At 65.7% G+C, this 16,858-nt stretch carries 11 protein-coding genes; 3 read left to right on the top strand and 8 right to left on the bottom strand.

The window, feature by feature from the left end:
• The first annotated feature begins 25 nt into the window (after window positions 1-25).
• The 3 genes from accD (at window position 26) to X743_RS156235 (ending at window position 2,824) form a co-directional block, all read left to right on the top strand.
• On the top strand, window positions 26-952 hold the full coding sequence (gene accD / locus X743_RS156225) for an acetyl-CoA carboxylase, carboxyltransferase subunit beta (RefSeq protein WP_013891652.1): 927 nt from the start codon (window positions 26-28) through the stop codon (window positions 950-952).
• Window positions 953-1,071: 119 nt separating this feature from the next.
• Window positions 1,072-2,379 carry a folylpolyglutamate synthase/dihydrofolate synthase family protein gene (locus tag X743_RS156230; protein ID WP_023765619.1) on the top strand — a complete coding sequence of 436 codons (1,308 nt, stop codon included), beginning with the start codon at window positions 1,072-1,074 and terminating at the stop codon, window positions 2,377-2,379.
• 25 nt (window positions 2,380-2,404) lie between these two features.
• A complete protein-coding gene (locus X743_RS156235; RefSeq protein WP_023765618.1) occupies window positions 2,405-2,824 on the top strand; it encodes a VOC family protein in 420 nt (139 codons plus the stop codon).
• Between the two features lie 21 nt (window positions 2,825-2,845).
• Here the strand turns inward: X743_RS156235 and X743_RS156240 are convergent, their stop codons facing one another.
• The 8 genes from X743_RS156240 to ahcY form a co-directional block, all read right to left on the bottom strand.
• On the bottom strand, window positions 2,846-3,127 hold the full coding sequence (locus tag X743_RS156240; RefSeq protein ID WP_023765617.1) for a cupin domain-containing protein: 282 nt from the start codon (window positions 3,125-3,127) through the stop codon (window positions 2,846-2,848).
• 132 nt (window positions 3,128-3,259) lie between these two features.
• Window positions 3,260-3,583, bottom strand: coding sequence for a thioredoxin (gene trxA / locus X743_RS156245; protein ID WP_013891648.1), 324 nt, complete (start codon window positions 3,581-3,583; stop codon window positions 3,260-3,262).
• A gap of 75 nt (window positions 3,584-3,658) precedes the next feature.
• Window positions 3,659-7,159 carry a double-strand break repair helicase AddA gene (addA, locus tag X743_RS156250; protein WP_023765616.1) on the bottom strand — a complete coding sequence of 1,167 codons (3,501 nt, stop codon included), beginning with the start codon at window positions 7,157-7,159 and terminating at the stop codon, window positions 3,659-3,661.
• Window positions 7,156-10,290 carry a double-strand break repair protein AddB gene (gene addB, locus X743_RS156255; RefSeq protein ID WP_023765615.1) on the bottom strand — a complete coding sequence of 1,045 codons (3,135 nt, stop codon included), beginning with the start codon at window positions 10,288-10,290 and terminating at the stop codon, window positions 7,156-7,158. The genes addA and addB overlap by 4 nt, the downstream gene beginning before the upstream one ends.
• Window positions 10,287-11,015, bottom strand: coding sequence for a nucleotidyltransferase family protein (locus X743_RS156260; protein WP_023765614.1), 729 nt, complete (start codon window positions 11,013-11,015; stop codon window positions 10,287-10,289). The genes addB and X743_RS156260 overlap by 4 nt, the downstream gene beginning before the upstream one ends.
• Window positions 11,012-12,523: a tRNA (adenosine(37)-N6)-threonylcarbamoyltransferase complex ATPase subunit type 1 TsaE gene (gene tsaE, locus X743_RS156265; RefSeq protein WP_023765613.1), complete on the bottom strand. Its 1,512-nt coding sequence runs from the start codon at window positions 12,521-12,523 to the stop codon at window positions 11,012-11,014. The genes X743_RS156260 and tsaE overlap by 4 nt, the downstream gene beginning before the upstream one ends.
• 9 nt (window positions 12,524-12,532) lie before the next feature.
• Window positions 12,533-15,088 (bottom strand): PAS domain-containing sensor histidine kinase, encoded by a 2,556-nt coding sequence (locus tag X743_RS156270; RefSeq protein WP_023765612.1) that lies wholly within the window; start codon window positions 15,086-15,088, stop codon window positions 12,533-12,535.
• A 199-nt stretch (window positions 15,089-15,287) separates the two neighbouring features.
• The gene (ahcY, locus tag X743_RS156275; protein ID WP_023765611.1) at window positions 15,288-16,688 is read right to left on the bottom strand and encodes an adenosylhomocysteinase; all 1,401 of its coding nucleotides are present in this window, start codon (window positions 16,686-16,688) and stop codon (window positions 15,288-15,290) included.
• Between the last annotated feature and the right edge of the window lie 170 nt (window positions 16,689-16,858).

The following is a 16,858-nucleotide window of genomic DNA, read 5'->3' as shown; positions in this document are numbered from 1 at the left end:
CTTCGTCAGGACAGGAGCCGAAGCGATGAACTGGATCACCAATTACGTTCGCCCGAAGATCAATTCGATGCTCGGCCGGCGCACCGACATGCCCGAGAATCTCTGGATCAAGGATCCCGAGACCGGTGAGATGGTGTTCCACAAGGACCTGGAGTCCAATCAGTTCGTCATCCCGTCCTCCGGCCACCACATGAAGATCTCGGCCAAGGAGCGGCTGAAATACTTCCTCGATGACGGCAAGTACGAGCAGCTCGAAAACCCCAAGGTGGTGCAGGACCCGCTGAAGTTCCGCGACGAGAAGCGCTACACCGACCGGTTGAAGGACGCCAAGGCCAAGACCGGCCTGGAAGATGCGATCGTCAACGCGCTGGGCACCGTCGAGGGCCTGCCGGTGGTGGTGACGGTGCAGGACTTCGCCTTCATGGGCGGCTCGCTCGGCATGGCGGCGGGCGACGCCATCGTGCACGCTTTCGAGGTCGCCTTGCAGCGCAAGCGGCCGCTGATCCTGTTTGCCGCCTCCGGTGGCGCCCGCATGCAGGAAGGCATTTTGTCCCTCATGCAATTGCCGCGCACCACGGTCGGTGTGGACCGGCTGAAGGAAGCCGGCCTTCCCTACATCGTCGTGCTGACCAATCCGACCACCGGCGGCGTCACCGCTTCCTACGCCATGCTGGGCGACGTGCACATCGCCGAACCCGGCGCGCTGATCGGCTTTGCCGGGCCGCGCGTCATCGAACAGACCATCCGCGAAAAACTGCCGGACGGCTTCCAGCGCTCCGAATATCTGATGGAGCATGGCATGGTCGATATGGTGGTGTCGCGGCTGGAACTGCGCCAGACCATCTCACGGCTGCTGAAGATGCTGCTCAAGATGCCGGAAGAGCAAAAGCCGCTGCAGCCGGAAATCCTGCCGCCGGCGGTGGTCTCCGCCGAGGCACGGCCGCAGGCCTGACGCGACACGACACGCCGCGACCGTGATTGCACGAGGGCAGTCGCGCGCTGTAGCCTTCTGATTGCCATGGCCATTCCGGAATCGATTCTGGTTCTCGGGCCATGCTCGGGGAATCTGTCATGACGACGCTCGCCGCCGACCGCGAAATCGAAGCCCTGATGGCGCTTCACCCGAAAGGCTTCGACCTTTCGCTCGACCGCATCACGCGGCTCTTGGAGCGGCTTGGCAACCCGCAGGATCTGCTGCCGCCGGTCATCCATATCGCCGGTACCAACGGCAAGGGCTCCTGCGCCGCCTTCTCGCGGGCGCTGCTTGAGGCTTCCGGCCGTCTCGTCCACGTCCACACCTCGCCGCATCTGGTCAGCTGGCACGAGCGCTACCGGCTTGCCGCCGAGGGTGGCGGCAGGCTGGTCGACGACGATGTCTTCGCCGAGGCCATCGCCCGTGTCGCCAAGGCCAATGACGGCCAGAAGATCACCGTCTTCGAGATCCTCACCGCCGTCACCTTCATCCTGTTTTCCGAACACCCGGCCGAAGCCGCCATCATCGAGGTCGGCCTCGGCGGCCGCTTCGACGCCACCAATGTCGTGGAGAGGCCCGCCGTGTCGGTGATCATGCCGGTGTCGATGGACCATGAGGCCTATCTCGGCGACCGGGTCGAGCTGATCGCCGCCGAAAAGGCCGGCATCATGAAGCGCGGTTGCCCGGTGGTGATCGGCGCGCAGGAAAGCGAGACGGCGCTGCAGGTGCTGATCGAAACCGCCGAGCGGCTGGAATGCCCGACCTTCGTCTACGGCCAGGATTTCCTCGCCTTCGAGGAAAACGGCCGCATGGTCTATCAGGACGAGGACGGGCTGATGGACCTGCCGCTGCCGCGCCTGCCCGGGCGCCACCAGGTCGCCAACGCGGCGGCGGCGATCGCCGCGGTCAAGGCAGCCGGCTTCGAGATCAGCCACCGCGTCGTTCGGTCGGCAATATTTGTTGTAGATCGTGNGGCGCAGGGCCGGCTGGCGGAGCTGGCGCCAAGGGGCGCCGACATCTGGCTCGACGGCGGTCACAATCCGGGCGCCGGCGTGGTCGTTGCCGAGGCACTGGCCGAACAGGAAGAAAAGAACCCGCGTCCGCTGTTTCTCATCTCGGGCATGATCAACACCAAGGACCAGAGTGGCTATTTCCGTGCCTTCAAGGGCCTCGTCCGGCATGTCTACACCGTGCCGGTGAATACGAGCGATGCCGGCGTGCCGAATGACGAACTGGCGATCCGCGCCACGGAAGCCGGGTTGACGGCCGAGCCGATGAGTTCCGTCGCCAACGCGCTGATGCTGCTGCGCGACACCTGGGACGGCCCGCCGCCGCGTATCCTGATCGGCGGCTCGCTCTACCTGGCCGGCGCGGTGTTGGACGAGAACGGCACGCCACCGACCTGAGGCCATTCACTGCGAGGAGCCAGTCATGATCAAGGTCAAGCAGCTCGCCCATGTCTGCATCTTCGCGCATGACCTGGAAGCGACGCGGAGCTTCTATCGCGACGTGCTCGGCCTCGACACGCAGTTCAATTTTCTGCGCGACGGCAAGGTGTTCGGGTTCTATCTCAATTGCGGCGGCCGCAGCCATGTCGAGGTGTTCCAGAAGGATGGCACTGCATACAGCGAGCAGAACCAGATCAACCACTTATGCCTTGAGGTGGAAAACATCGACGCGGCGATTGCCCATATCAAGTCAAAGGGCATCGAGGTCACGGCCAAGAAACACGCATGCGACAGCACCTACCAATCCTGGATCCGCGATCCCGACGGGGTGAAGATCGAGCTGTTTGAATACACCGACGAAAGCGCGCAATTCGTCGGCGGCGACCGCATCGCCGACTGGTGATCGCTCAGCGGTGCGACCGGCTTATTTCAGCTCGACCTCGATAAACGCGTATTCGCCCTCATTGGCGTTGATGACGTCGTGTTCGACACCCTCCTTGCGGAAATAGGGCGAGCCCTTCTTCATTTCGGCGAAGGATTCGCCATCCTTGGTCACCAGTTTCACCTTGCCGTCCATCAGCGGCACCACGACATAGTCGTGGCCATGGCGGTGCCAGCCGGTGTTGTCGCCCGGCTGGAAGCGGTATTCGGTGACGATGACGCGCTCATTGTCGATGAAGACAGTGGCCTTGGCGGATCCGGTCATGACGTTCTCCCTGCTTCTGCTGCCAACAGAAGACATGGCGTGCCTGCACGCGAGGGCCAGTACACGTCACCGATGACGCCAACAAAAAGCCCGACACGAGGCCGGGCTTTTCAATCCGAATTTTTCCGGGGGTCAGGCCAGGCTGCCATTGATCCAGTGCGACAGCGCGGTCTTGGGCGCGGCACCAACCTTCATGTCGGCCACTTCGCCGCCCTTGAAGATCATCAGCGTCGGGATCGAGCGCACGCCGAACTGCGCGGCGAGTTCGGGGTTCTCGTCGATGTTGAGCTTGGCGATCTTCACTTTAGCGCCAAGTTCGGTGGCGATGTCTTCGAGCGCCGGGGCGATCATCTTGCAGGGACCGCACCATTCCGCCCAGAAATCGACCACCACCGGTACGTTGGCGTTTAGCACATCGGCCTGGAAATTGCTCTTGTCGACCTTGACCGTAGTCATGCGGAAAATCCTTTCGAAAGTTTTCGTCCCACCAAATGTGGTGGTTATCGCGCCCTTCTTCAAGCAGGTCTTGTGTCACGCTCCCGTGAGTCGGGCAAGGGCATCATCCATGGCCCTGGCCGGCAGTTCGATCAGCCGTGGCGCTTCGGTGAACAGCAAGGCCGCCTTGACCTCGCGCCCTGGATAAAGCGGCTGCAAGAGGGCGCGATAGAGCGCCAACTGCAGCAGATAGGCCGGCGGGACCTCCGCCAGGGAGGCGGGCGCAGGCCGGTTGGTCTTGTAGTCGACGATCGACACCGCGTCCGCTGTCACCGCCAGCCGGTCGATCTTGCCCGAAATCGAGCGCGTTTTACCCCTTACCTCCAGGCTGCCCATGATCGCGACCTCGGCGCGCGAGGATGGCGCAAACAGCTGGCCGAGATGGGGGTCGGCAAGGATGGCGGTGACCGACGCCAAGGCTTTTTCGCGCTCTGCCGGCGGCCATTCCGCACCCGTTCGCGCGAGGTAGCGTGCCGCCGCGCCCTCCCGTTGGTCCTCGGCAATGCCGGGCAGCATTTGCAGCAATTTATGCAGCGCGAGCCCGCGCAGCACGGCAAATCCTGGCTCGGCATCGGCATCGAGCACCGGCGAAGCTTTGTCGACCACCGTTTCCTTGCCTTCTTCGATCAGCGCCGAGGCGCCGGACGGTGACAGGGGGCGCGGCAGATCCTCGAAGGGCGGCAAGGGCCGAAACAGGTTCGCCGGCAAAGGGCCGAAAGCATCGGTCTGGCGCCTCTGTTCGACAGCGCTTGGCGCGACCGGGGGCAGCTCGGTGACATGGAAACGGTACACCGGCTCGCCGCCGGCAGGATGCGCACGCTGTTCGCTCTCCGGCGCCCCGATCAGCGCACGGCTGACGATCGAATGCCAGGTGCCGGTGTTCGGCGCCCGCTTGCCGTGATAGCCGCAGACGATCAGCCGGTCCTCGGCGCGGGTCATGCCGACATAGAGCAGCCGGCGGTATTCGTCGTCGGCGAGTTCGCGGGCCCGCGCCGCCGCCGCCTTCGAGAAGCCGTTCGCGACATCGCTGGCCGAACGCCAGAGATAACCCTTGCCGGCCCAGCCGGAGCCCTCGAACGGCATCAGGCGTGGCAAATGCTGGTCGCTGAACGGGGCGGAGCCACCGTCGACCAGGAACACGACAGGCGCTTCCAGGCCCTTGGCGGCATGCACGGTCATGACGCGGACCTCGTCGCGGGTCTGGTCCATCTCGCGCTTGATCTCGGGTCCGGCATTTTCCAGCGTCGACAGGAAGGCTTCCAGCCCGGGCAGGCCGGTTCGTTCCTCGGCAAGGCAGAAACTCAGGAACTCATCGAGAATGTCGCCGGCTTCCGGGCCGAGCCGGGCGATCATCTTGCGGCGCACGCCATCACGTGCCAGGAGGCCGGCATAAAATTCGAACACCGGCTCGAAGGCGGCCTCATCGGTCCAGATGTCGAGTTGGGCGACGACTAGCGCCAGCGCTTCGCTTTCGCCGGCATGCTGGCGCAGCGACGCGGCCAGCGACAGGCCGGGCGCTCGTTGCGCTGCCAGCGCAAAAAGCGTCTCCTCCGGCAGGTCGAAGATCGGGCTGCGCAGCACGGCGGCGAGCGACAAATCGTCCTGCGGCTGGATGAGGAGGCGGCCGAGCGCGATCAGATCCTTGACCGCGATGTGGCCGGGCAAGCTCAGCCGGTCGGCGCCGGCGACCGGAATGTCACGGCGCTTGAGCGCCCGGGTCAGCGCATGGACGAAGCTGTCGCGCTTGCGCACCAGCACCAGCACGTCGCCCGGCCGCAGCCGCTTGCCGCGGCCCTCGATGATCTCGCCGTTGCCGATCCAGCCGGCAATCGTGGCCGCGACATTCTCGGCAACCCGCACCGCCGGCGCGTGGGCGTGGTCGATCGCCTGCGTCCAATCATCGGGCTCGTCGACGATATCGGCACCGATCGACGGCCACACCTCGACATAGCCCGGCGCGTCGGTGCGGATCGCCTTGTGGCTCAGCGGGTCGGGATCGTGGCTGATGCCGCGCCGAACGACAGGATCGGCAAACACGCGGTCGACGGCGGAAAGCACATCGTCGGTCGAGCGGAACGACCAGGTCAGCTTGAGGTCGGCGAAAGACGCCTCGGCATCGCGCACCCGCCCGGCGAACAAGAGCCGGCTGTCGGCGAAGGAATCCGGGGCCGCACCCTGGAAGGAATAGATCGACTGCTTCTCGTCGCCGACGGCGAACACCGTGCGGTGGACACGGTCGCGGGCGCCGAAGCCGGCGAAAAATTCTTCCGCCAGCCGCTTCACCACCTCCCATTGATCCGGGCTGGTGTCCTGCGCCTCGTCGAGCAGGATGTGGTCGATGCCCTGGTCGAGCTTGTATTGCACCCACGGGCCGGCATCGGGCCGCGCCAGGAGGTTGACCGTGCGGGTGATCAAATCGTTGAAGTCGAGAAAGCCGCGGCCGCGCTTCAGCACCTCGTAGCGGGCGATCAGCCAGTCGGCGATGGTCAGCGCGGCAGCCGTGCCTTCCAGCATCCGGAACAGCGCCAGCCGGTCGACGGTCTCGATGATGGCGCTGGATGCCGACAGGTAACGCTCGGCCAGATCCGGCAGCCGGTCGGTCAGCGCTTTCTTGAAGGCCTTTGCCGGATCGTAGGGATCGCCATCGGTCTTGAGGAAGGCCCTTGCAAGCTGCTGCAGGCGGCGAACCGGATCGGTCTCGGCAAAGGCCTGGCGCGCATAGGGCAGGATGTTGTTCAGCACCGACCGGGCGTCGGTGGATTCGGCGGCCTGGGCAAAGCCGGTGAAATAGTCCGGCAGGAAGCCGGGCAGCGGCCAGGCCGAGGCCGCTATGCCCTCGGCGGTCTGGCCAGGGCGAAAATGGAATTCATCGAACAAGGGCTGGAAGCCGTCACGCCCGACCGCTTCGAGGAAAGGACGCAAGCCGTCGCGCTTGCGCACGATCTCGCCCAGCAAGGCATCGAGCCCGGCTTCGCCGCCGCGCTCCAGTACGGTTGCGAAGGCCTCGGTCAAATCCGCGTCACCGGCGGCCGAAATCATCTCCCGGCGCGCGGCGGCAAAGAGCGACGCTTCCATCTGGCTGTCCAGCATCTCGAAATGGGCCGGGATGTTGGCTTCCAGCGGGAACTGGTGGAGCACGGATTCGCAGAAGGCGTGGATGGTCTGGATCTTCAGCCCGCCCGGCGTCTCCAGCGCCTCGGCGAACAGGCGCCGGGCGCGGCGCATGGTGTCGCGGTCGGGCCGGCGGCCTTCCAGCGCTTCGATCCTGGCGGCGAGGTCCGGGTCGCCGAGGGATGTCCATTCCGACAGCGTCGAGAACACCCGGTTCGACATGTTGGCGGCCGCGGCGCGCGTGTAGGTCAGGCACAGGATCTTCGACGGATCGGTGCCGTTGAGCAGCAGCCGGATGACGCGCTGGGCCAGCACATGGGTCTTGCCGGAGCCGGCGTTGGCCGACACCCAGGCGGAGTTCTGGGGATCGGCTGCACGGGCCTGGCTGGTCGCGGTGTCGCTCGGGATGGGATAGGCCTTCTTCATGCCTCCCCTCCCTCGTCACCGGCATCGCCGCCGGCCGACCATTCGAGCACGCGGGCGAGGTGATCGTAGTCGCCATCGGTCTCGCCTTCGCGAAACGGCAGCGCCCGCGACAGATAGCCGGTCTTCGGGTCGGCATAATGGATCAGCAGCTTTTCCAGCCGTGCCCAGGCTTCTTCCGCCAGATCGGAAGCGGTTCGCGGCTGGCGATTGTGCTCGAGAATGGACTCTTCGAACACCTCGCCGTTGGGCTTCAGCCTGATGAAGGCCAATTGCGAGGGCTCGCATGCGCCCAGATCCTTGAAGGCCCCGCGCCTGAGCAGTGCGCCTTCGAGCGCCAGCTGCGGCGCCAGCAGCGTGTGTGCCTGTGCCTTGGAGGGCGAGGAGCCGGTCTTGTAGTCCAGTATGTCGGCCATGCCGCCGGCCAGCAGGTCGACGCGGTCGGCATAGCCGGACAGCGTCACGCCGGACTGGCCGACGACGGTTTTTCCGGCGCGTTCCTCGGCATGCCGCCGTATCACCGCGTCGGCGCGGGTGCGCTCCCATTCGACGATGTTGGCGGCGAGTTTTTCGAAGCGCGGCCACCACACCGCCTCGACATCGGGCGGCAGGGCGGCCTCGGCAAAACAGGCGCGCCCGGCAGCGATAAGGCCGGCAAGCGCGTCTGGCGCGCGCGGGTCGGCCACGCTGGAGGAGAACAGGTGGAGAATGGCGTGGAACAGCGTGCCGCGCTCGGCCGCACCGGGATCGCGGATGAGCGGCTCGAGCGGCATCAGGCCGAGGATCCGCCTGGCATAGACGGCGTAGGGGTCGCGGCGCAGGGTCTCGATCTCGGTGACGGAGAAGTGCGTCGGGCGCACCGACAGCGGCGGCTTGGGCTGCGGCCGTGGTGCGAAATCTTGCTTAGGCCCGGTATCCAGCGCACGCGCCCAAGCGAGCAGCTCGTCGCCTCGCCGGCGCAGTGTTGCCGCCTGGTCGTTGCCGATGAAGGTCAGCAGCCGCTGCAGCCAGCGTGATGGGACCGCCGGTGCGTCGCCGGAACGCGCCGAGCGCGCCAACAGCACTTGTCTCGCGCCCATCGCCATCTGGAAATCATGAGCGGCAAGGCCGATGCGCCGTTCGGGAGGCTCGAGGTCGATGCCGGTCTTCATCAGCCGCGACATGAAGCGGTCGCTCTCGGGCTTGCGCGGCCACACGCCTTCGTTGAGCCCCCCGATGACCAGCGTGTCGACATCCTGCAGGCGTGCTTCCAGCGCGCCCCAGATGGCGATGTTCCGGTCGGTGCCTTGTGCCGGCTTGACCGTTTCGGGTGCGATCAGCGCGTCCATCACGTCGGGCCACTCGTTCGCCGCGAACGACAGCGTTGCCGGAGCCGCGACCAGCCCGCGCAGCAATTCGGCGAGTTTTTCGCCGGCATCGCCGGCGTAGAGTTCGCCAAGCCCGCCATCGGCGGCACGGCCGAGATCCTCCAGCGCCATCACGCTGGCTTCGACCAGCGCGGCAAGGTCGGCGGTCGCCTGGCCGCGAAACGCTGCAAGCGGCGCCAGCGTTCGGTTGAGACGTTCGAGCAAATCCCGCGCGCTTTCAATGGCGCGCACGGTCAGCCGCGCAACCCAGAAGGGCGGCCGGCTGCCTTCGCCGAGGTTGGTGAGGCGGGCCTCGAACAAGTCCGGCAGCAAAGCGATGTCGGGGCGGCCGGTGCCGCCGCGCAGCGCCACCAGTTCGACCAGTTCCGCCGCATGGCGCACGTCGGCTCTCGGCAGACCCAGGCAGACCAGGGGATGCTTGAGCAGGGACAAGAGGCCGACCGGATCGCCTGGCCGGAACACCGCTTCGAGCGCCAGCCTGAGCAGGCTTGCCGCCGGGCTGTTGGCGAGCGGCGTGCCGCCGGAATCATCGGCGACGACGCCGAAGCGCTTGAGTTCGACCGAGACGCGTCGCGCCAGTGCACGGTCGCCGGTGACGAGAGCCGCCCTTTGGCCCGGTTCTTCGACCGCCTGCTTGAGCGCGACGGCGATGGCTACGGCCTCGTCGCGTTCGCTGGCGGCTTCGAGCAGCGTCACGTCCGCGAAGGCGCCGGCAATGTCTGGCGCCGAAAATGCGTTACGCGTCTCGGCCCACAATTCGGTGGTTTCGGCCGGCCGCAGCGCCTCGCCGACAAGGGCCGCGCGAAGCGCAAGCCGGGGTTCGGCCACGCCGATCTCGTCGACATCGCCGCGCAGCACGCCGATCTTGCCGATCAGCCTGGCCAAGCCATATTGCGGATGGCCGAGCACGGCCGGCCGCGCGCCGGGTGCGACAAGCGCCTGGAAGGACGCTTCGTCCAGCGTCCGGTCGAGCCCGGGCAGCATGATGGCGCCGCCGGGCAATCGGGCAATCGCGGCAAGCAGTTCAGCCGTCGCGGGTATCGAACCGGTCGACCCTGCGGCGATCACCGGCCCGGCGGGCGGATTGCGCCGCAGCCGCGCGGCTTCCGCCCTAATCAGCGCGCTGCGATGCGCGGCCGGATTGGAGCGGTCTTGCTCTTCGAGGAATTTCGGCCAGGCATCGGTGACGATGCCGAGGAACTCAAGCGTCACCTGCCACCATCCGGCAAGATTGCCGGTCACCAGGCCTTCAAGCTTCGCCCAGTCCGTGCCTTCCGTCTCGATCTCGTCCATCAGCCCCGCGAGATCGCGCGCCAGCCAGATCGCGTCGGCAGTCGAGGCCGGGATGACGATCTCCTCGGAGAAAAGTTTGGCCACATGGGCCGGCAGCCGGCGTTTCCAGGCGCGCACCAGCGGCGTCAGCAGCAACAGCCGTTCGGTCGCCCCGATCGGTGGCGCAAGATCGATTGCCGCCGACGGCTCTGCCTCGAAAGCGGCTTCGTCCTCGTCGAATTCGCCGAGCGGCCGGATGACCGGCAGGATCGCCGAACCGCCGCCGCCGCGCGCCTTCAGGCTGTCGACGAAGACGCCGCGCAAGGCCCGCGCCGCGCGGCGCGTCGGCACATAGATGGTGACGTCGGCCAAAGCGAGCGGATCGCCATCGAAGCGAAACCCTGGAACCAGTCGGCCGGCAAGCAGCGCCTCGGCCAGCGTCGGCAGGAACGGCGCACCGGAGGGAATGGAGAAAACGCGGCTTGGGCCGCTCATTGCGACTCGTATAGCGCGCCGGCGACTGCTGCTTCGGCGAGCGGGATGGCATCGGGCGTGCCGACGGTGATCCAATGACCGTGCATCGGCATGCCGAACAGGCGGCCGGCTGCAATGGCTTTGTCGAAATAGGCGTTGAGCGAATGCGGTTCGGTCGACGCATTCTTGAACAGACGCGGATGGATGATCGCCGCGCCGGCATAGATCAGGCCCGCCGGGTCTCCTTTCGAACGCCGCAAGGCGCCGTCTGGCGCCACGAGGAAGTCGGTGGAGCCGCAATGTCCGGTCGCCTGATGGAGATCCGCCAGCATCAGCAGAATATCCATTTTCGCCGCGTCCCATGCAAGGGCGAGGCGGCCGAGATTGAGCGGACCATGATCGATCCAGAACGTGTCGGCGTTGAGGATGTAGAAGGGCTGCGCGCCTAGTTGCGGCAGCGCCTTGACGATGCCGCCGGCAGAATCGAGCAGCCGCTCGCTTTCATCGGAGATGATGATGCGCGGCACATGGCGTTGAGCGACATGGGCGACGATCTGTTCGTGGAGATAGTGGACGTTGACCACGGCCTTGCCGACACCGGCGGCGGCCAGGCTGTCGAGACCCCAGTCGAGCAAGGTCTTGCCGGCGACCCGGACCAGCGGCTTGGGGATGGTGTCGGTGATCGGCCGCATGCGCTTGCCGAGCCCGGCGGCGAGTACGATCGCAGTGTCTGGTCTCGCTGTCACAGCGCACGTTCCTCCAGCAGCCCGTGCGCATCGTAGAACTCCCGCAGGCTGCCGAGCGCGGGGTGGGACAGTGCCCGGCGCAGATAGTCGCGGATGCGCGGCAGGTGCTTCAGATAATAGGGTTTGCCGTCGCGCTTTTCGAGCCGCACGAAAATGCCGAGGATCTTGGAATTGCGCTGCGCGGCCATGATTGCATAGGATTCCAGGAAGCTCGCCTCGTCGAAGGCGCCCGCCGCATGGCGCGCCGCGACGTAGGCATCGAGCGTCTTTCGCTCGATCGCGGGCGATATGGTGACGCGGGCATCCATGGCAAGCGACGCCAGATCATAGGCTGAAGGCCCGATCAGCGCATCTTGGAAATCGACGATGCCCAGCCGGTCATGGCCGGAGCGGTCGCCGCGCCAGATGATGTTGGGCGAATGGAAGTCGCGCAGCATCAGCGTGTATTCACTGGCCCGCAGCCGGTCGAAAAGCGCGTTCCACTCCCTGGTATAGCCGGCGCGCAAATCGTCGCTTGGCGGATTGCCCGATATCGCCGGCACGTACCAGTCGACCAGCAGGTCGGCCTCGATCATCATCGCGGCGCGGTCGAATGGCGGTACGGTATGGAACCTGCCCGGCCCGGCTTCTAGGCGATGCGGCCAGGTCTTGCCATGCATCATGGCCAGCAGTTCGGCGGCCGCCGCGTAGCGCTCCGCCAGCGGCGCGCCATCCCCGCCGAGAAACCCTTCCGAACCGAGATGTTCGATGAGCAGGAATCCTTGGTCCTGGTCCTCGGCATGGATTTCGGGAACGCTGATGCCGCCGGCCTTCAAGGCATGGTCGATGGCGACGAAGGCCGACACCGACTGGGCGGTGTGGGCGATCACCGCATAGGGCTTGCCGTCGCGCACCGGCGGGCCGAGCACCAGCCGCGGCGAGTTCATCAGCACCCGCGGCTCCTGGCCGGCAAGCGACACGATCTCATAGGAACGGGCAGAGGCATCGCCGATGAAATGGCGACGTTGTGCCTCGCCCCAGCCGGCGCTTTCCAGAAAACCGCGCATGGCCAGCGACCGTGCCGCGCGGTCGAAGGCCGCCCCTTGCCCCGACAATCGTGCCAGCCGGCCTTCGCCATGCTGGACAAGCTCGATCAACAGCGATGCCTTGGGCAGATAACCCTCTGCCCGTTCAGGCCATTCGACCAGGGCGGCCCCTTGCGTCAGCGCTTCGTCGAAACCGAGTTCGTCGAGTTCGGCCGCCGAGGACAGGCGGTAGAGATCGAAATGATGGACTGGAATGCGCGTGTCGTAGCTTTGCACCAGGGTGAAGGTCGGGCTCGGCACGTCGAGACCGGCATCGTCCGCCAGCGTCCGGATCAGGGCCCGCGCCAGCGTCGACTTGCCGGCGCCGAGATCGCCCTTGAGCGCCAGCACGTCGCCCGCGCGCAGCGCCAGCGCCAGGTCCTGGCCCAGCCGCGCCGTCTCTGTCTCGTCAGCGAGCAAACGCTCCAGTACCGGGGCCGTCATCGAAGCGCGCTACTCGGCCGCGGCGCGGATGCCGGGCATGTCGGGGAAAGTGCAGATGACGGTCGTGCCCTTGTCCTTGCCGGTTTCGATGCGGACGCCGCCGCCATGCAGCTCGACAAAGCTCTTGACGATCGACAGGCCGAGCCCGGCGCCGCGCCGGCGGCCGCCATTGGCGCGCGGCTCGAAGCGGCGGAACACCGAATCGAGCACATCGGGCGGCATGCCGGGCCCGTCGTCATGAACCGAGAATTCCACGCCGTCCGCCAGATGGCGGCAGGCGAGCCGGATGGTGCTGGCCTCCGGCGCATAGTTGGCGGCGTTGCTGAGCAGATTGTAGAGGATCTGGCGGATGCGGGTCTCGTCGCCGTGGAACGTCTTGGGCGCAGCCTTGGCATCGACCTCGAGCCGGATCGAATGTTCCTGCAACCGGTCGGCAACCAGTTCGGCGGCCGCTGCGATGGTGCGGTCGACATGCACCTCGGAAATGTCGAGCTGCATGATGCCGGCATCCACCGTCGCGAGGTCCAGTATGTCGTTGACGATGGTCAGCAGCACCGAGGACGAAGAACCGACATGCTCGACATATTCGCGCTGCTTTTGCGTCAAGGGCCCGGTCGTCGGCAGCGAGAGCAATTCGGTGAAGCCGATGATGTTGGTCAGCGGCGAACGCAGCTCGTAGGACACGTGCTGGACGAAGTCGTTCTTGAGCTGGTCGGACTTTTCCAGCGCCTCGTTCTTGTCCTTCAGCGCGCGTTCGACACGGACGCCGTCGGTGACGTCGACGAAGGTCATCATCACCTGCCCGTTGGGCAACGGGATCATGGCGTAGCGCAGCACGGTGCCGTTGTTGAGTTCGGTCTGGCCGTGGCGGTCGCGGCGTTCGTCGTCGAAGCCGGTGATGGCGGCGACGAAGCTGGGCCAGGGACTGTCCACCGCTTGCCGGTCGCAAAGATCGCGTATGGTGGAAACGTGCACATTCGGCTTGGTCGCTTCGGCATCCAGCCTCCACAGGGTGGCGAAGGCCGGGTTCGACAGCCGAAGCTTGCCATCGGGACCGAACACCGCCACGCCCTCGGCGAGATTGTCGAGCGTTTCGCCCTGGACACGCACGGCTGTCCGGTAGCGGCTTTCGAGATCCATTTTCTCGGTCAGGTTCTCGAACACCCAGGTCACGCCGCCCTTGGGTTGCGGGTTGGCCACGACGCGGATGGTCTTGCCGTCCGGCAGGTGCCACCAGTGCTCCTGCGATTCGACCGCGCGGTAGGCGCCAAGCAGGCCTTCCTTCCAGCGGCGCCATTCGGGCTGCTCGGCGATCTTGCCTTCGCTGCGCAGCCGGTCGAGCAAGAGGGCGTTGTCGGGTGCGCTGTGCAGGAAGCCGCTGTCCAGCCCCCACAATTTCTGGAAGGCCTGGTTGAAGAAGCGCAGTTTCTCGTCGGTGTCGAAGATGGCGACCGCGGTGTTGAGCTGGTCGAGCGTGTCGGCGTGGCTTCGCACGGTCCGCTCATACTCACCGCGAATGGACTCAATGGCGCTGGTGTCGCAGGCAAGGCCGGCCGAGCCGTCGGCGCTGGCGAAGTCGGTCACCGCGAACACCCGGCGGTCGCCTTCGATCACCGTGGAGAGCGACTGCTCGAAAACCGGATGCAGCTTGTGCTGGGCGTCGATCGCCTCACGCGCCTGGCCGCCGAGGAATTCCTTGGCGTCGCGCACGGCGGCTTCCGCGCTCTCGGCTTCGACCGCGTCGGCATAGGCGCGGTTGACCCATTTCAGGCGCCCATGCTCGTCGCGCAGCCACGCCGGCATTTTCAGCGCTTCGAGCAGGCCGATCATGGTGTCGTGGTCGGCGGCCAGCCGGTGGTTCTCGATCTTCAGCCGCGCCTGGCTGCGCTGTGTTTCGGAAAGCGACACAAACCGCACCAGAACGTGCGCCGCGCTCTTGCGGCCATGCACTTCGAGCGGGGCGCCGGCCTGCGATTCGATGACGAGGTCGAAGGGTCTGGCCTTTTCGCGCAACGCCGCGATGGCATGTTCGACCGCCGCCGCCGAGCGCGGCATCAGCCAGCGGCCGAAGGCGAGGAACGCCGCCCGTTCCTCCGGAGCGCCGCTTTCGACCGGCAATACCCCGACAAGCTCGGGTTTCTTGTTTTCCGAGGCCCAGACGATCACGCGCTGGTCGCGCAGATTGAGCAGCGCCTCCGAACGGCGCAGCGCCGCGTTGACGTCGGCGACGCGGCTTCTCAATTCGACATTCTCCGCCGAGGTGCGGGCGCGTTCGCGGATCAGCACGATAGCCGACAGAAATGCCGTGCCTGTCACGCCGACGAACACGGCAAGCTGCATCACCTCGATCGTGCTGATCGAAAGACCGGCCGTCGACACACCGGCAGCCTGGGCACGCGCCGCCGCGCCAAACAGCGGGCTGGCAAGCATGGAGCCGGCAAGCAGCAGCCCCGCGCGGCCACGCCATGAAAGACGTTCGCGCCGGGTTGCGGAGCCAGTGGTCCCCGAATCGTCATGGCCGCCGGAAACGGCCTGTCCCGCTCCGTGCGGGTATTGCCCCGGCATGTCTTGGTCCTCTCCGCCGACTGAATGCAAGACCGCCCTGATACGCGCCTCTCTTGATCCCCTCTCGGGCCGGAAGCGTCGCGAATCACCTGACAATAAACCCTCGCCGAATCGCCGTGAAGGCTGATCGCGCGCAAAAATAAAGCCGGGCGAAAGTCAATCGCCCGGCGTCAATATCTGGTAGTAAATTTAGCTTTGGTTAATAGCGGTAGTGTTCCGGCTTGAAAGGACCCTGCGGCGTGACGCCGATATAGGCGGCCTGTTCGCCCGACAGTTCGGTCAGGCGGGCGCCGAGCTTGTCGAGGTGCAAGCGCGCGACCTTCTCGTCGAGGTGCTTGGGCAGGACATAGACCTGGTTCTGGTACTGCTCGCCCTTGGTGAACAACTCGATCTGCGCCAGCACCTGGTTGGTGAAGGACGCCGACATGACGAAGCTCGGATGGCCGGTCGCGTTGCCGAGATTGAGCAGGCGGCCTTCCGACAAAAGGATCATACGCTTGCCGTCCGGGAAGGTGATCATGTCGACCTGCGGCTTGACGTTGGTCCACTTCAGGTTGCGCAGCGACGCCACCTGGATCTCATTGTCGAAATGGCCGATGTTGCCGACGATCACCATGTCCTTCATCGAGCGCATGTGGTCGAGGGTAACGACATCCTTGTTGCCGGTGGTGGTGATGACGATGTCGGCGGTTGGAGCCGCGTCTTCGAGCGTGACGACTTCAAAGCCGTCCATCGCCGCCTGCAGGGCGCAGATCGGATCGACCTCGGTGACCTTGACGCGGGCGCCGGCGCCCTTGAGCGAGGCCGACGAGCCCTTGCCCACGTCGCCATAGCCGCAGACGACCGCGACCTTGCCGGCCATCATCGTGTCGGTGCCGCGGCGGATACCGTCGACCAGCGATTCCTTGCAGCCATACTTGTTGTCGAACTTCGACTTGGTGACCGAGTCGTTGACGTTGATGGCCGGGAAGGGCAGCAGGCCCTTCTTCTGCAACTGGTAGAGCCGGTTGACGCCGGTGGTCGTCTCTTCGGTGACGCCGCGGATCGCCGCCTTCTGCTTGGTGAAGAAGCCGGGCGAAGCCTTCAGGCGCTTCTTGACCTGGGCATAGAAATATTCCTCTTCCTCGCTCTGCGGGTTGGACAGCACGTCCTCGCCGGCCTCGGCGCGGGCGCCGATCAGGATGTACATGGTGGCGTCGCCGCCATCATCGAGGATCATGTTGGAGAGGCCGCCATCGGTCCACTGGAAGATCCGGTCGGTGTAGTCCCAGTACTGCTCCAGGCTCTCGCCCTTGACGGCGAACACCGGAATGCCGGTTTCGGCGATGGCCGCGGCCGCGTGGTCCTGGGTCGAGAAGATGTTGCAGGACGCCCAGCGGATATCGGCGCCGAGCGCCTTCAGCGTCTCGATCAGCACCGCGGTCTGGATGGTCATGTGCAGCGAGCCGGTGATGCGCGCGCCCTTGAGCGGCTTCTTGGCGCCGAATTCCTCGCGGCAGGCCATCAGGCCCGGCATTTCGGTTTCGGCGATATCCAGTTCCTTGCGGCCCCAGCCGGCAAGCGAGATGTCGGCGACCACATAGTCCTTGCTACCCGTCATGGCAGTGCTCCGTGCGAAGTGTTGTGCGTGCGAATTGGTTGCGGATGCGCCCGCGTTGGTTGGCGCGTGGAAGGGCGCGAATTGCCGGCCTGACTAGCAGATCGGCGCCGAGACGACAATGGGATATAAAGAAATCTTTATCCCTGCATGTCCCTAGAGACTGCTTAGGC

Origin of the sequence: Mesorhizobium sp. LNHC232B00 (assembly GCF_000502435.1) — a bacterium.
Classification (GTDB): domain Bacteria; phylum Pseudomonadota; class Alphaproteobacteria; order Rhizobiales; family Rhizobiaceae; genus Mesorhizobium; species Mesorhizobium opportunistum.
The sequence above is the reverse complement of the archived record's forward strand: the minus strand, read 5'-3'. Positions and strand labels throughout refer to the sequence as shown.

Coding starts and splice junctions, on each gene's coding strand:
- accD (WP_013891652.1), top strand. CDS start 26: ATGAACTGGATCACCAATTACGTTCGCCCGAAGATCAATTCGATGCTC.
- X743_RS156235 (WP_023765618.1), top strand. CDS start 2,405: ATGATCAAGGTCAAGCAGCTCGCCCATGTCTGCATCTTCGCGCATGAC.
- X743_RS156240 (WP_023765617.1), bottom strand. CDS start 3,127: ATGACCGGATCCGCCAAGGCCACTGTCTTCATCGACAATGAGCGCGTC.
- trxA (WP_013891648.1), bottom strand. CDS start 3,583: ATGACTACGGTCAAGGTCGACAAGAGCAATTTCCAGGCCGATGTGCTA.
- addA (WP_023765616.1), bottom strand. CDS start 7,159: ATGAAGAAGGCCTATCCCATCCCGAGCGACACCGCGACCAGCCAGGCC.
- addB (WP_023765615.1), bottom strand. CDS start 10,290: ATGAGCGGCCCAAGCCGCGTTTTCTCCATTCCCTCCGGTGCGCCGTTC.
- tsaE (WP_023765613.1), bottom strand. CDS start 12,523: ATGACGGCCCCGGTACTGGAGCGTTTGCTCGCTGACGAGACAGAGACG.
- X743_RS156270 (WP_023765612.1), bottom strand. CDS start 15,088: ATGCCGGGGCAATACCCGCACGGAGCGGGACAGGCCGTTTCCGGCGGC.
- ahcY (WP_023765611.1), bottom strand. CDS start 16,688: ATGACGGGTAGCAAGGACTATGTGGTCGCCGACATCTCGCTTGCCGGC.